At 58.0% G+C, this 13,878-nt stretch carries 15 protein-coding genes; 3 read left to right on the plus strand and 12 right to left on the minus strand.

The genetic code is table 11. The features are described from left to right. Positions 1–148 precede the first annotated feature (148 nt). Positions 149–409 (plus strand): multiple stress resistance protein BhsA, encoded by a 261-nt coding sequence (bhsA, locus tag ACP3TA_RS19075; protein ID WP_033643254.1) that lies wholly within the window; start codon positions 149–151, stop codon positions 407–409. 172 nt (positions 410–581) lie between these two features. Then, the gene (locus ACP3TA_RS19080) at positions 582–881 is read left to right on the plus strand and encodes a hypothetical protein (protein ID WP_426784646.1); all 300 of its coding nucleotides are present in this window, start codon (positions 582–584) and stop codon (positions 879–881) included. Between the two features lie 61 nt (positions 882–942). On the opposite strand, the gene lapB is transcribed toward ACP3TA_RS19080, so the two are convergent. From lapB to ACP3TA_RS19135, 11 genes are all read right to left on the minus strand, one after another. Continuing rightward, positions 943–2,115, minus strand: coding sequence for a lipopolysaccharide assembly protein LapB (gene lapB / locus ACP3TA_RS19085; RefSeq protein WP_019452693.1), 1,173 nt, complete (start codon positions 2,113–2,115; stop codon positions 943–945). Between the two features lie 6 nt (positions 2,116–2,121). Next, the gene (locus ACP3TA_RS19090) at positions 2,122–2,424 is read right to left on the minus strand and encodes a LapA family protein (protein WP_033643257.1); all 303 of its coding nucleotides are present in this window, start codon (positions 2,422–2,424) and stop codon (positions 2,122–2,124) included. 292 nt (positions 2,425–2,716) lie between these two features. Continuing rightward, complete coding sequence (locus ACP3TA_RS19095) at positions 2,717–3,514, minus strand: SDR family oxidoreductase (RefSeq protein ID WP_201884449.1); 798 nt, start codon at positions 3,512–3,514, stop codon at positions 2,717–2,719. After that, positions 3,511–5,034 (minus strand): FGGY family carbohydrate kinase, encoded by a 1,524-nt coding sequence (locus tag ACP3TA_RS19100; RefSeq protein ID WP_123061733.1) that lies wholly within the window; start codon positions 5,032–5,034, stop codon positions 3,511–3,513. Before ACP3TA_RS19100 ends, ACP3TA_RS19095 begins: the two co-directional genes overlap by 4 nt. After that, positions 5,027–6,091: an ABC transporter permease gene (locus tag ACP3TA_RS19105; protein ID WP_206196464.1), complete on the minus strand. Its 1,065-nt coding sequence runs from the start codon at positions 6,089–6,091 to the stop codon at positions 5,027–5,029. Before ACP3TA_RS19105 ends, ACP3TA_RS19100 begins: the two co-directional genes overlap by 8 nt. A gap of 10 nt (positions 6,092–6,101) precedes the next feature. Then, entirely contained in the window at positions 6,102–7,601 is a 1,500-nt protein-coding gene (locus ACP3TA_RS19110; protein WP_046898951.1) for a sugar ABC transporter ATP-binding protein, read from the minus strand. Positions 7,602–7,610: 9 nt separating this feature from the next. Next, positions 7,611–8,228 carry a DUF2291 family protein gene (locus ACP3TA_RS19115; protein WP_197665471.1) on the minus strand — a complete coding sequence of 206 codons (618 nt, stop codon included), beginning with the start codon at positions 8,226–8,228 and terminating at the stop codon, positions 7,611–7,613. Between the two features lie 64 nt (positions 8,229–8,292). Next, positions 8,293–9,225: a D-ribose ABC transporter substrate-binding protein gene (locus ACP3TA_RS19120; RefSeq protein ID WP_197665472.1), complete on the minus strand. Its 933-nt coding sequence runs from the start codon at positions 9,223–9,225 to the stop codon at positions 8,293–8,295. Positions 9,226–9,288: 63 nt separating this feature from the next. Then, positions 9,289–10,089 carry a GolD/DthD family dehydrogenase gene (locus tag ACP3TA_RS19125; protein ID WP_426784403.1) on the minus strand — a complete coding sequence of 267 codons (801 nt, stop codon included), beginning with the start codon at positions 10,087–10,089 and terminating at the stop codon, positions 9,289–9,291. A gap of 9 nt (positions 10,090–10,098) precedes the next feature. Then, the gene (locus ACP3TA_RS19130) at positions 10,099–11,004 is read right to left on the minus strand and encodes a transketolase family protein (protein WP_033650249.1); all 906 of its coding nucleotides are present in this window, start codon (positions 11,002–11,004) and stop codon (positions 10,099–10,101) included. A 2-nt stretch (positions 11,005–11,006) separates the two neighbouring features. Beyond that, positions 11,007–11,810: a transketolase gene (locus tag ACP3TA_RS19135; protein WP_047574978.1), complete on the minus strand. Its 804-nt coding sequence runs from the start codon at positions 11,808–11,810 to the stop codon at positions 11,007–11,009. A 388-nt stretch (positions 11,811–12,198) separates the two neighbouring features. Here ACP3TA_RS19135 and ACP3TA_RS19140 point away from each other — a divergent pair, with 388 nt between their 5' ends. After that, positions 12,199–12,993, plus strand: a complete 795-nt coding sequence (locus ACP3TA_RS19140; RefSeq protein WP_072627559.1) for a DeoR/GlpR family DNA-binding transcription regulator — start codon at positions 12,199–12,201, stop codon at positions 12,991–12,993. Positions 12,994–13,015: 22 nt separating this feature from the next. Here ACP3TA_RS19140 and pgpB read toward each other — a convergent pair whose 3' ends face one another. Continuing rightward, on the minus strand, positions 13,016–13,777 hold the full coding sequence (gene pgpB / locus ACP3TA_RS19145) for a phosphatidylglycerophosphatase B (protein WP_426784404.1): 762 nt from the start codon (positions 13,775–13,777) through the stop codon (positions 13,016–13,018). Positions 13,778–13,878 lie beyond the last annotated feature (101 nt).

Raw genomic sequence — 13,878 nt, forward strand, 5'->3', positions numbered from 1 at the left:
AAACGCCGTAAAGATGCGTAAATTATCAATCAAATATTTTGAACCACTTGCTCAGCATTATCAGATTTTCAATCGGCCCAGATGCTTTATTATTCACCACATCGGAAGCGAATGGCTTCCTTCCTAAATAAACAGACTGGAGTCACCCATGAAAACCATCAAATATTTTGCAGCCGCTGCCGCTATCGCACTGACCTCTTTCGCCACTTTGGCCGCTGAGCCGATCAACAGCCAGCAGGCCGATAGCCTGACCGCGACCGGCGTCGTTTCCGCAGGCCACGCAACCACCCTCAGCAGCCTGGAGAAAAAACTGGCCGCTAAGGCAGATGCTCAGGGCGCCAGCAGCTACCGCATTATCTCCGCCGGCGGTAACAACATGTTGAGCGGCACCGCGATCATCTACAAATAAGGTTTCCGGTACAGGGCCCGAGATTTCGGGCCCTGCCTCTGTTTCCCGCTTAAAAACCCCGCATTTGCCCCGCCCTTTATTGTTACAAAAATATTAAATTTTTATTACACACTAGACACCCGATCGCCAGTGGCTTAGCTTGAAGGCATCTTCCTGCAGAAAGGCTTTCAAAATGAGCGAGATATCGACACTTACCATTAAAATTCCTCTGGCACTGAAGGAGAAAATCCGCGCCGCCGCCGCTGAAAACGAATTTTCATTGAGCGTGGAAGTGTGCCAGCGCCTGGAAAGCAGCTTCAACGCGCCCGTCGTCAAGGCAGAAAAACCGGCCAAGAAAGCGGACGACCTGCGCCACGGCGAGATCGACAATCAAAGCACCGAAGAAGAAATCGAACAGCCTCTGAGCCAAAAAGAGCTGAAGAAGCTGCGTCAGCTATTGAAAACCGGCGCTAAAGGCGGCAAGAAAAAGTAAGCGATGAACATAGAAAAACGGGGCGATCAATCGCCCCGTTTTATTTTGTCTCACCGCCGCGCTATTGTCCGTCCAGACCGCGGATCGGTTTAACCGATGACCAGGCGCGACACGACGGACAATGCCAATAGAGCGAGTGCGCGGTGAAGCCACATTTGTGGCAGCGGTAACGCGGTTTGGTGCGAATTTGCTCGCCGACCATATCGCGCAACAACAGCAGACTCTCTTTCGCACGGCCGTCTTCAGCGTCCGCCAGGTGATAATCCATCAGCCGATAAAACACCCGCATAGTGGGGTGACGCTGCAGCTGACGGTTGATATAGACCTGCACCACGTCGCGCCCTTCGTGCTGCTCGATGATTTCGGCCAGCATCAGATCGGCGGTTGCGCCGGTGTTCTCTTCCACGCAGCGCTTCAGGAAATCAGCCCAGTTGTGCTGCTGTTCCGGCAGGTGCCGGTAGCATTCCTGCAGCATCGGCAGCGTTTCGCTGACCAGTTCTTTATCCTGACTCAATACGCGCTGCAGCGACTCCGCCGCTTTGGCGTAGTCGTTTTGCGCCATGTAAATGCGCCCGAACATGATGGACACACGCGCGCACTGTTTATCGGCCGCGTCCGCACGTTTGAGCAGGCTCATCGCCCGATCGAGATCGTCGCTGCCCATCGCCTGCAGCGCCAGTTCACAATAAAAGTGCGCGATCTCGACGCGTTGTTTCTCTTTGCCCAGCTTGACCAACTTTTCCGCCACGTCGATCGCTTTCTGCCAGTCGCTGGTCGCCTGATGGATCACCAGCAGTTGCTGCAGCGCCGAGACGCGAAAATCCGCTTCGTCAGTCAACTGGCTGAACATGTCTTCCGCGCGGTCATAAAGCCCGGCGGCCATATAGTCACGGCCCAGCTGCTGCACCGCCAACAGGCGCTGCTCAAAGGTCAGGGAAGCGCTTTCCATCAAGGCCTGATGGATGCGGATAGCGCGGTCGACTTCGCCGCGCGAGCGGAACAGGTTGCCCAACGTCAGGTGGGCCTCAACGGTGTTGCTGTCCTCTTTCAACATGTCGAGGAACAGATCGACCGCCTTATCCTGCTGGTTTGAAAGCAGAAAGTTCACCCCTGCCACGTATTCACGCGACAGGCGGTTGGCTTCTTGCTGTTTATCCTGCTGAGCGCTTCTGCGCCCCATGTACCAACCGTACGCGGCAGCCACGGGCAGCAACAGAAACAGCAGTTCTAACATAGAGGGTTATTCCTTGCTGACAACGGCCTGAGCCGCCGGTTCAGCGGGCTGCTCAAGCTGCAGCTCCAGCCTTTTGATCTTGCGCTCGGCGCGGCCCAGCGCAATGCGCGTACGCAGATAGAACAGACCGCAAATGATCCAGCCGAGAATGAAACCGGCGCCAAACAGCGTGGCCAACAGGGTCGATACGCGATAATCGCCCTGCGCAACCAGATAGTTAAAATTGACCACCTGATCGTTATGCGCACCCAAGGTGACGGAAATCACGAAGATCACCAGAACCAACAAAAAAATCAGCAAATATTTCACATTCTTTCCCGCGATGCCGAGTGAATCGGATGAACGATGCCAAAACGTGGCGTCCCTAACCCTTAAGTTAGCATTTCCCGTTGCGGCAGGGAAACCCTGCGGCACGATAAAACCACATATCTGCTGGCATATTCGGCAGTAAACGGCTTTAACGAACAAATTGATGAGAAAGCTTCTCAAAACGTCGAATTTATAAGGATATGGGGGCGACGGCGCGGATTGCAATGGCGGGAAAATGTAAGCGGTTAATGCGGCGCCGATCTGGCGCCGCGCTTTTTGTGACATGGTCACGTTATGACATGATTAACCCGCCATCCACATTGATGGTTTGGCCGGTGATATAATCGGCATCGTCCGAAGCAAGGAAGGCCACCAGACCCGCCACATCCTCGGGCTGACCGGCACGCTTGAGCGGAATGCCCGCCACCCACTCGGCCATCAACTCCCCTTTGCCGTAAGTTTTTTCCGGGCCGCTGAGAATTCCTCCCCAAACGCGGTCGTTATATTCCCACATCTCGCTTTCAATGATACCGGGGCAGAATGCATTGACCGTGATGCCATGTGGCGCCAGCTCAAGCGCTAAACTCTGCGTAATGCCGATCACCCCCATTTTGCTGGCGGCGTAATGCGGCGTATAAATAAACCCGTTACGCCCCTGACCGGAAGAGGTGTTGATCAGGCGCCCCTTGCGCTGGCCGACCATATATTTAGCCGCCTCCCGGCAGCAGAGCCAGACCGCCGTGGTATTTACCGCCAGCACTTTCTCAAAATCGCTTTTGGGCATCTGGTCAAAACGATCGATAGTGATCACCCCGGCGTTCTGAATGGAAACGTCGATCGCGCCAAATCGCTCCCAGACCTGACGATAAAAATCAACCACCTGTGCTTCATCGGTTACGTCGAGGATGACCGGCATCACCTCAGCCCGATAACGCTGGCGCAGCGTTTCCGCCGTGGTCAGAATGCGCTCTGCATTCGACGCGATCGCCAAATTGGCACCCAAACTGGCGAAACGCTCGGCGATACCGGCCCCAATGCCGCGGCATGCGCCGGTAATCACCACGGTTTTCCCCGTGAAGTCACGATTCATGATTGTTCTCCTGTCATCAATGAGGCCGTCTGCGGCCGCCATAAGGTGCGCTGTACCGCCTGCCGCCACGCGCTGTAGTTTTCCTGCAGCTGCCGGTGGCGCTGCATATCGGGTTTAAACTCATCATGTTGAGGCAACAGTGCCGCCAGTTGCCGATCGGTAGCTCCCCACAGGCTGCGCATCGCCATCAAAGCCGCCCCCAGGGCCGACAGTTCCGCCGTGTTGCTGCGCCACACCGGGCAACCCAGCAGATCGGCCTGAAACTGCATCAGCCAGTCATTGCGGCTGGGGCCGCCGTCTGCCATCAGCCCCTGCAGCGCAAAACCCGGTTGTTGCCGCAGTACGCCGATCACATCGGCGATTTGATAAGCCACCGATTCAAAAGCGGCCCGCACCAAATGTTCTCGCCGCGTGCCGCGGCTGAGCCCGCAAATCACGCCGCGCGCTTGCTCATCCCACCAGGGTGCGCCGGCACCGGTCAGCGCCGGTACAAAATAGACGCCACCGCTGTCGGGCACGCGAACAGGCAGTTCACTCAACGGCGCTTCGCCCTCCGACGGTATGGCGGCGACATCCAGCATCCAGGCGATAGCGTCGCCGGTGTGGGGAATATTGCCCTCCAGTGCGTACTGCATGCGTCCACCGTCATGCCAGGCGATGGTCGTTGCCAGAGCGCTCGTATCGCATTGCGCTTCGGCGATTGGCGCCATCACCGATGATCCTGTGCCATAGGTGGCTTTGACCTGCCCAGCCTGACCCAGCGCATGGCCATAAAGCGCCGCATGGGAATCCCCTACCATCGCAGCAATTGGAATGCCGTCGGCAATGCCTTCCAATCCCAACGTCGTGCCGAACAGATGGCTGGAAGGATGGATTGTCGGCAGCGCCTGACGGGGAATATTGAACAGCGCCAGCATCTCTTCGTCCCACTCCCCGGAAGCGAGATTCAGCAGTTGAGTTCGGGCGGCATTGGAGACATCACAGCCGAATGCCCGCCCCCCACTCAACTGCCACAACAACCAGGCATCGATGGTGCCCAGGCACAGTTCGCCGTTCTCCGCCAACCGCTGTCCCTCTTCGCAGTGATCGAGCAACCAGCGCATTTTCGACGCCGAGAACAACGGTGAAAGCGGCAAACCGGTGGCGCGGCGCACCGCTTCCTCCTGCCTATCGCGGCGCAGTCGTTCGCAGAAATCGGTGGAACGCGCGCATTGCCAGGTGAGAGCCGGGCCGATCGGTTGGCCGTCAGCGCGACGCCAGCCGATGGCGGTTTCACGCTGGTTGCTGATGGCGATACCGGCAATGCGGGATGCTCCGGCCAACGCAATAGCCTCCCGCAATACCGCCAGAGAGGCCGCCAGCAAGGTCTCGCCCCGTTGCTCCACCCAACCGGGCTGCGGCGTCTGCAACGTCAGTGGCCTGCTGGCCCTGGCGACGATCGTACCCTGTGCATCCACCACCACGGCCTTGGCGTTGCTGGTGCCCTCGTCCAACGCGACAATGCAGTCCGCTTTAACCATGGCTCACCTCAGCCAGCGGCTGCACCGCTTTTTTTTCCTGGCGCTGCATCAGAATGACCTTGCTTTGCAAACGCTGCTGGAACTGGTCAATCACCACGGCGGTGACGATCACCAGCCCTTTAATCACCATTTGCCAGAACTCGCTGACGCCCATCATCACCAAGCCGTCCGCCAGAAAAACGATCACAAAGGCGCCGATGATCGAACCGAATACCCTGCCGCGACCACCGCTGAGCGCCGTACCGCCCAGCACCGTCGCGCCGATGGCGTCCATTTCGAACATATTGCCGGTCATCGGGTGCGCGGTCTGCAATTGAGAAGCGATGACCAGCCCCACCAGCGCCGCACACAGCCCGGAAAACGCATAGACGAACATTTTCACTTTGACAATCGGCACCCCCGACAGCCACGCCGCCGGCTCATTGCCGCCAATGGCATAGATATAACGGCCCAGCGGCGTTTTCTTGGTGAGATAGATCCCCAACAACACGATGGCCAACATCAGCCAAATCGGGTTGTAAATTCCCAGGAAGGTGCCAGACCCCAGGGCAGCGAAACCGGTGTTGCCCAACGCCTCCATGCCCACCAGATTGGGATAGGTTTTGCCGTCCGCCGTCAGCAACGCCGCCCCACGCGCCACGTACATCGCCCCCAGGGTGCAGATGAATGGCGCAACGCCGAGCCGCGTGATCAGCGTGCCGTTGATCAAACCCAACAACACGCCCAACAGCGCCACCGCGCCGATCACTTCAAAAACGTTGAGAAACAGCCGATTGCCATCCCACAGCGGGATACCGACGGTCAATAGCGCACCGGCAATCATCCCGCACAAGCCCGCCACCGCGCCGACCGACAAGTCGATGCCGCCGGTGAGGATCACCAGCGTCATGCCAACCGCCAGCAGCCCGGTAATCGCCACGTGCTGCGTCATGATCAGCAGATTAGAAACGGTCAGAAAATTCGGCACCATGCTGCTGAAGAACAGCACCACCAGCAACAGGGCGATGAAGGTGCGCGCCTGCAGCAAATACATATACAACCGATACTTGGTTTGCATTGCCTTATCCTTATGCATGAGGGGTTGAGGCGCGGATCAGCGTTTCGCGATCGGCCCGTTCGCGCGGCAGATCGGCTGTCAGCTGCCCGTCCGCCATCACCATCACTCGGTCGGCCAGCGAGACCACCTCATCCAGCTCCGACGAAGAGAACATCACCGCCAGCCCCTGGCGCGCCATCGCGCCAATCAGGTGGTAAACGTCCGTTTTGGCACCGACGTCAATTCCGCGCGTCGGCTCATCAAGAAACACCACCTGCGGCCCGGTCAGCAGCGCCTTGCCCAGCACCACTTTCTGCTGATTGCCGCCGCTCAGGCTGGTAATTGGCAGCTCCCGGTCACTGACCTTGATCGCCAGTTTTTCGATCATGCCATCGACCAACGTACACTCCCCGGCCGACGCCAACGGCCGTAGCGCATTACGTCCCAGGCTGGCCAGGGTCATGTTGGCCTTGATCGACATCATCTGCACCAACCCCTCCGCCTGCCTGTCTTCCGGCACCAGCGCCATGCCCAACGCCATGCGTTGACGGAATCCTAGCCGCTCCACGCTTTTGCCGTTGAGCAAAATGCGACCTGCCGTCTGGCGCATCACGCCGTTGAGCACTTTGAACAGTTCGGTACGGCCGGCCCCCAACAGGCCATAAATGCCGATCACTTCCCCTTTGCGCAGTGAAAAACTGACGTCGTTAAGGCAATAGCCGCCGTTTTCACGCGGCAGCGTCAGCTGTTCGACCTTCAGCACTTCATCCCCTTGTTCTGCCGCGCAATAATCGAAGTGCTTGCTCTTTTCACCCACCATCTTTTCGATGATCCACGGAATGCTGACGTTACTGACCGGTTCGGCGGCAACAAAACGCCCGTCGCGAAACACCGTGATGCGGTCGCCAATCTCCATCAGCTCTTCCAGTCGGTGAGAAATGTAGATGATGGTGACGCCGCGTTTTTTCAGATCGGCGATCACCCGAAACAGCGTGCGCACTTCGGCCTGACTCAGCGCCGACGTCGGCTCATCCATGATCAGCACCCGGGTGTCCTTCGCCAGGGCACGGGCAATTTCAACCAGTTGCTGATGACCGATACCGAGGCTGCCCAACGGCGTATGCGGATCGATATCCAACTCCAGCCGCTGCAGCAAGGACTTGGCCAGCTGATACTGATAGTCCACATTGATACGGCCGCGCTGGAAGAACTCGTTGGCCATAAAAATGTTGTCCATGACCGACATGTTGGGGAACAGGTTCAGCTCCTGAAAAATAATGCTGATCCCGAGCCGCTCCGCCTGCTGCGTGGAGGTTAACGTCACCGCTTTCCCCTCCAGCTCGATAGTGCCGGAGGACGGGGTTTCCACCCCCGCCAGCAGCTTCATCATGGTCGACTTGCCGGCGCCATTCTCGCCGATCAGTACGTTGACCTGATTGCGAAACACTTGATAACTCACGCTATCCAACGCGGTGACGCCCGGATAGAGGCGCGAAACGTTGCGCGTTTGAATAATGATCGGATCGCTCATCACGCCCCCTTAAGGTTGAATGCGCACCGGCGTGATCAACAGCGGCTCGGCAGGTGCCTGCCAGCTGCTGAATACGCCATACACGGTAATGTGGTCACCCACCTTGGGCTGGGATCCGGCCAGTTCGTCGATCGAAGCCTGGTTAATCGCCCTGGCAAAATCGCCGAACAGCGCTTGGTCATTGAAATCGCTGTAGCTCAGGCCGCGATAGCTGTCGCGTAACGCCGTACCGCGGTAGACCGGCCCGATCTGCACCTCCACGCTGCTGAGCGGCGCATCGGTCAGTTTGAGCGTTAATTTTCCGCTGCGTGAACGGGTGTTGACCGCCGCGACGTCACCGCTGACCTTAACGTTGAAGTAACAAGGAAACTCCGGTTGAGCACGGTACCCAAGCAGGCCGCAGGCGCTGTTGAAATCCTTGGCCTGGGCGATCCGGGCGAGCAGTTCGCCCAGCGGCTGCGCCGTTTTGACCGCTTGCGGGGCGATTTTGCTGCGGTAAATCTCCGCCGCCTGCGCCACATGCGGATTCACCGGGGAGCGAAGCTCCGCCAGCTTTTTCTCCGAGACGATACGGCAACCGCTCAACGCCAGAACGACGATGAGGGTCAACGCAATACGCATCGACATAACAACACCTCCGATCGCACCCCGCCGCCAGGACGGGGTGGTGAAAGACGCCGCTCAGCGCGGATTACTGTTTAAAGTTGAAGTCATTGACTTGCTGGGCATTGTCTTTGCCGATCAGGATGCCGCGGAACATCACGCGCTCCTTGCCGGTATAGCTGCCGGATTGGAAGTAGCCATCCAGGATCTCGACGCCCTGCGCGGCAATCGCCTGCGCCTGCAGCATCACGCTGGCGTAGAGGCTGCCGTTAAGAATGGCATCGCGCTCATCGTTGCTGCCGTCGATCCCCACCACGGTGACATCCTGTCTGCCGGCGGCCTTCAGCGCCGCCACTGCGCCCAGCGCGACCGGACCATTGCCGCAGATCACGCCTTTAATGTCCGGATGCGCCTGCAGGATGCTGTCCATAATGCGCTTCCCTTCCAGCAGATTGCCCTTGGCGTCTTGGCGCGCCACGCTGACCATCTCCGGGTATTGGTCGATCACGTTATGGAACGATTGCGAACGTGTGACGCAGTTATTGTCCGCCAGGTTACAGGTCAGTTCGGCGTATTTACCGGTCTCCCCCATTTTTTCCACAAACTGATTGGCGACGTCCGATCCGGCCTGGAAGTTGTTATGGGTGATCTGCGCCAGCGCTACGCCATCGACCGGGATCTCACGGTTGATCAGCACCACCGGAATGCCGGCGTTTTTCGCCTGCTGCACGGCGGCGACGCTGGCCTGGGAATCGGCGTTATCCAAAATGATGCCCTGAACCTTGCGGCCGATAACCAGGCTGATGAGCTCCCCCTGGCGCTTGACGTCTTCGCCGTGCGACAACACCAGCGTCTGGTAGCCGAGAGACTTGGCTTTGGCCTCGGCTCCCTTGGCTTCCGCGGAGTAATAAGGGTTATCCAGCGAGTTGACGAGAATGGCGATTGTGCCTTTTTCCGCCGCCATGGCAGTGGTGCAGGCAAAACCGGTAAGCAAAGTGAGGTAAGTGGCTATTTTTTTCATGATGGTGTTCTCTTATCGTTGTGTTGAACATCGTCTGGTGTTGGCGATCGCCGCGGTTGCCGCTTACCAAATGGTAAAACCGCCGTCGATCATCAGGTCCGCGCCGGTAATCATGTCGCTGCCGTTGCTGGCAAAAAACAGGATCGCCGCCGCGATTTCATCGGTATAAGCAAAACGCCCCAGTGGGATCAGCTTTTTCATCGCCTCGCCCTTCTCGCCGCGCCAGGCTTTCTCTCCCATAGGCGTCAGCACCACGGTGGGCGATAACGTGTTGACCGTAATGCCATGCGGCGCCCACTCTTTGGCCATCACCTTGGTCATGCCCAGCAGCCCCGCCTTGGCGGAGGTATAGGCACAGTGTTCGTCAATGGCGATAGAGGCCGCCTGCGACGCGATGTTGATGATTTTCCCTCCGTGACCGGCGGCTATCGCGCGACGCGCCAACGTCTGCGAGCATAGAAAAGGTCCGGTGAGGTTGACCGCCAAATGACGCTGCCACTCCTCGAGCGTGACCTCCGTCGCCGGCTGCAGATTGACGTAGCCAGCGCAGTTGACCAAAATATCGAGGCGGCCAAAGCGCCGTTGAGCCGCAGTGAAAGCGGCGGCCACCGAGTCAGGATCCGTCACGTCGCAAACCTGGCAAAGTACCTGCTCTTCACCTAATTCCCGCAGCGCCGCCGTCGCCTTGTCTTGTTCAAAAGCCGGGTACATCAACACCAAACGCGCGCCTTTTTCCAACAGCAAGCGATTGGCGGCCATCGCGATGCCGCCCAAACCGCCGGTAATCACCGCAACCTTCCCCGTCAGCGACAGTCCGCTATCTACTCCGTAGCGTAAATTAACGTCATACTCGTTCCGCTCCATCGCTTCCCCCTATTGAGTTAACTGAGCATGCAATCCTGCAGCGTCGATGGCATATTGCCGCCGCAGCGCCGCCCGGCTGCTGCTGTGGGTAAATTCGTAAGCCGGCACGCCCAGCGCGGTAAACGGCCGCGGCAGCTGATACCGCAGCAACAATTCACCGATGATGGTGCCTAAACCACCGCTGAGCGCATGCTCCTCCATAGTCAGCACCCGGCGGTGCGAGCGCATCAACGCCACCACCGCCTCCTCATTGAGCGGCCAGAGCGAAGGGAGAGAGACAATGGTCGGGTTATCGCCCAATGCCAGCACCTTCATCGCCTCATGAGCCACCGTGCCCAAACAGAACACCAGGCTATCTTCCCCCTGGTGCAACACCTCCGGCTCTCCCGGACGGAATTGGTAATCCGCGTTCAACACCGGCAGCTTGTCACTGTCCATGCGGATATAGGCCGGACCGGGTTGCGCGATGACATGACGGACAATCTCTGCCGCTTGCCGTGCATCCGCCGGCGCATAGACGCTGAGATTGCCCAACGTACGGGCGATGGCGATATCGTTCATGCAGTGGTGCGTCGCCCCCAGTGGCCCGTAACCAAATCCGGCATTCAGGCCAAGCATTTTCACGTTGGTCTCCGTGTAGCAAACATCGTTTTTCATCTGTTCGTTTGAACGAGCGAACAGGAAAGGTGCCGCGTTGGCGGTAAAGACCGTACGGCCGCTGAGCGCCATGCCGGCAGCCATGCCAACCATGTTCTGTTCGGCGATACCGACGTTCACTACCCGCTCCGGATAAGCCTGCTCAAAGGGCGCGATTTTTGACGTGGACGTGGAATCCGCCACCATCACGCTCAGATCTGCACCCGCCCGTTGCTGTTCGATCAACGCCGTCACCACCGCATCGCGTAAGTCCTGCATGTTTACCCCTCCAGTTCCGCCAGCGCCTGCGCCAGCTGTTGTTCGTCCGGTACCGCGTGATGCCAGGCGGCAACGTTAGCCATAAACGACACGCCGTGCCCCTTTTCGGTATTGGCCAAAATCACTCGCGGTTTGTCCTGGCTCGGAAGTTGGATCGCCGCCACCAGCGCCGCCGGATCGTGCCCGTCACATTCCACGGTTTCGAAACCGAAAGCGCGCCATTTTTCCGCCAGCGGTTCCAGCGGCATGATCTCCTCCGTCTTGCCCGCCAGCTGCAGCCGGTTGCGATCGACAATGGCGATCAGGTTATCCAGCTTGAATTTGCTGGCCGCCATTGCCGCCTCCCAGTTGGATCCCTCCGCCAGCTCGCCGTCGCCCAGCAGTACGAAAGCGCGGCGATGCCCACGCCCTGCCAGCTTATTGCCCAGCGCCAACCCCACGGCGATCGGCAGCCCATGCCCCAAACCGCCGGAGTTAATCTCCACCAACTCCGGCAACTTCTGCCGCACCGGATGCCCGGCCAACAAGGTGTCGTCGCCCATGAACTGATCGAGCACCGCCGGATCGAGCAAGCCCATTGCCGCACAGCTGCAGTAAAAACCGCCGGCGCCGTGCCCTTTAGACAAAATGAACCGATCCTGATCGGGCCGGGCATTGCTGCGATCCATCACTGCCATATACAAAGTGCAGATGATGTCGATTTCCGACAGATCGGCGCCGGTATGACCCTTGCCTGCCTTATGGTTCATGGTCACCACATGTCGGCGCGCCTGGCGTGCCGTATTTTTAATCGCCTGAAAGTCCATCGTCACCTCTACTTAAGCGCCTTGATTATCGTTATCGCATCAAAAACGATCCGTTAACCCATCATTGATTTTCGAATGGAAATCATATGCAGCAAAAACGATAATTAATGTGGGCAAGATCAAATTTCAAACAAAAGCGCTTACCAGACAACACTCACACCGATAAAAACCAACAAATAACAACACTATAAAAATAATCCAGCTGCTTTAATTTAGTTTTTACCGTTGATTTCATCGGATGCCAATGATTTTCGAATAAAAATCAATGCTGCTTAACTGGGTTTATCCGTGGCTTTATCAATAATCGCGAGCTAAAATTCAGCGCATCAATAAGGAGTGGCCGTGGCAAACCGCGCGGCGGGAACTGACAGGTGCAGGAGTCTTTCGATTGAAAAGCAAAAGCGAGCAGTTGGCGGAAATGCAGCAACGGCGCGAAAAGATCCTCGACATGATCCGCGAAGACGGCTCGGCGACGGTCAAAATGCTTACCGATACCTTCAAGCTGACCGAGGCGACCATTCGCACCGATCTACGCGTCCTACAGCAGCAAGGCTATGTGCAGCGCTTCCACGGCGGGGCAACCCTGGTTGATGGCAAGCAAAATACTCATGCCATGCTGCTGGAACGCCAGGTTAACCTGACCGCCAAAGATCGCATCGGCAAACTCGCCGCCGGTTTTATCGAACCCGGCGACACCATCATTCTTGATTCGGGCACCACCACCACGGCTATCGCCAATCACCTGAATCACATAAAGAAACTGTCCGTTATCACCACCGGCGTCAATATTGCGCTGCAGCTGGGCGGCGAACCGGGCGTGAATATTTTGCTGACCGGGGGCTCATTCAAATTTCCGACGCTCTCCACCTCCGGGGACAAAGCCGCCAATTTCTTCGAAAACGTGCTGGCGCAAAAACTGTTCCTCGCGACGGCCTGCATCTCGCCCCGCCACGGGCTCAGTTTCCCAAGCGAAACCGACATCAAACTGAAAATGGCGATGATCAATGCAGCCAACACGGTGTATGTGGTGGCCGACTCCAGCAAGATCGATAAAGTTTCAATGTTTGCGCTGCCTTGTGACTGGCAGCATATCGACTATTTGATTACCGACAACGGAATTAGCGATGCCGCCATGCAGGCATTTGAAAAGGTAGGCGTTAAGGTCTTGGTGGCAGGCGCCTGAACGGCGCCTGTGAAAGAAGTGATTATTCCGGCTTGCGCGCCGCGATTTCCTGCTGCTCTTGCGGCGGCGGCGTCAGAGGACCGAACCAGCGCTGCGCCAGCCAGCAGGTGATCACCACCAGCAACCAACTGATCAACGTGGCCATTGCCAGATCGCGCGGCCAGTGCATGCCCAGCAGCAAGCGGCTGCCCATTACCCCGGCCGCCCACACCATCAGGATCGCGACGGTTTTGTAATGGCGGCGCGGCCACAGCAGCCCTACGCCCAATAGCGCCCAGGTGGCGGCGAACATGGTGTGCCCCGACGGAAAAGCAAAGCCGGTTTCAAACTGCCAGTGCTTGCGCAGCCAGCCCGGCACCAGCGTCTGGTCTTGCAGTTGCTCGCGCACCAGCGCGCTGCGCTCTTTGCGCTGCAGCGAGTAGAAATACTTGCCGTCCACGCCGTGGGTTTGCTCCAACCACACCACGAAAGGACGCGGCTCTTGCACCCGATCCTTGATCAACGACTTCACGCCCTGCCCAATCAACAGCGCGGCGAAAAGCAGCATCGCCAGACCGATGGCCGGCTTCAGCCGAAAGCGCAGGCACCACAAAAACCAACCGCAGAGGATCGCGCTGGTCAGAATGCCCCACGGCGAGGTCACGGTTTCGGTCACCCAGTACAGCGCTTTCAGCAGCCGGTCATTGCCGCCGGGTTGCCAGTGCCAGCCGGATACCCAGACCGCCAGCGGCATCACCAGCAGCAGCAACGCGCCGCCCGCCGTGCGTTTTGCTATCTCATACATTCCCGTTTTCCTCTGCGTGAATCACGCTGCAGTGTAACAAGAGTGCAATCTTGATAACACGCGAAAAATTAAACAGATAGACAACCTATCGCAATAATAGG

It is taken from the genome of Serratia sp. 2C06, from assembly GCF_050037615.1.
Taxonomy (GTDB): Bacteria; Pseudomonadota; Gammaproteobacteria; order Enterobacterales; family Enterobacteriaceae; genus Serratia; species Serratia ureilytica.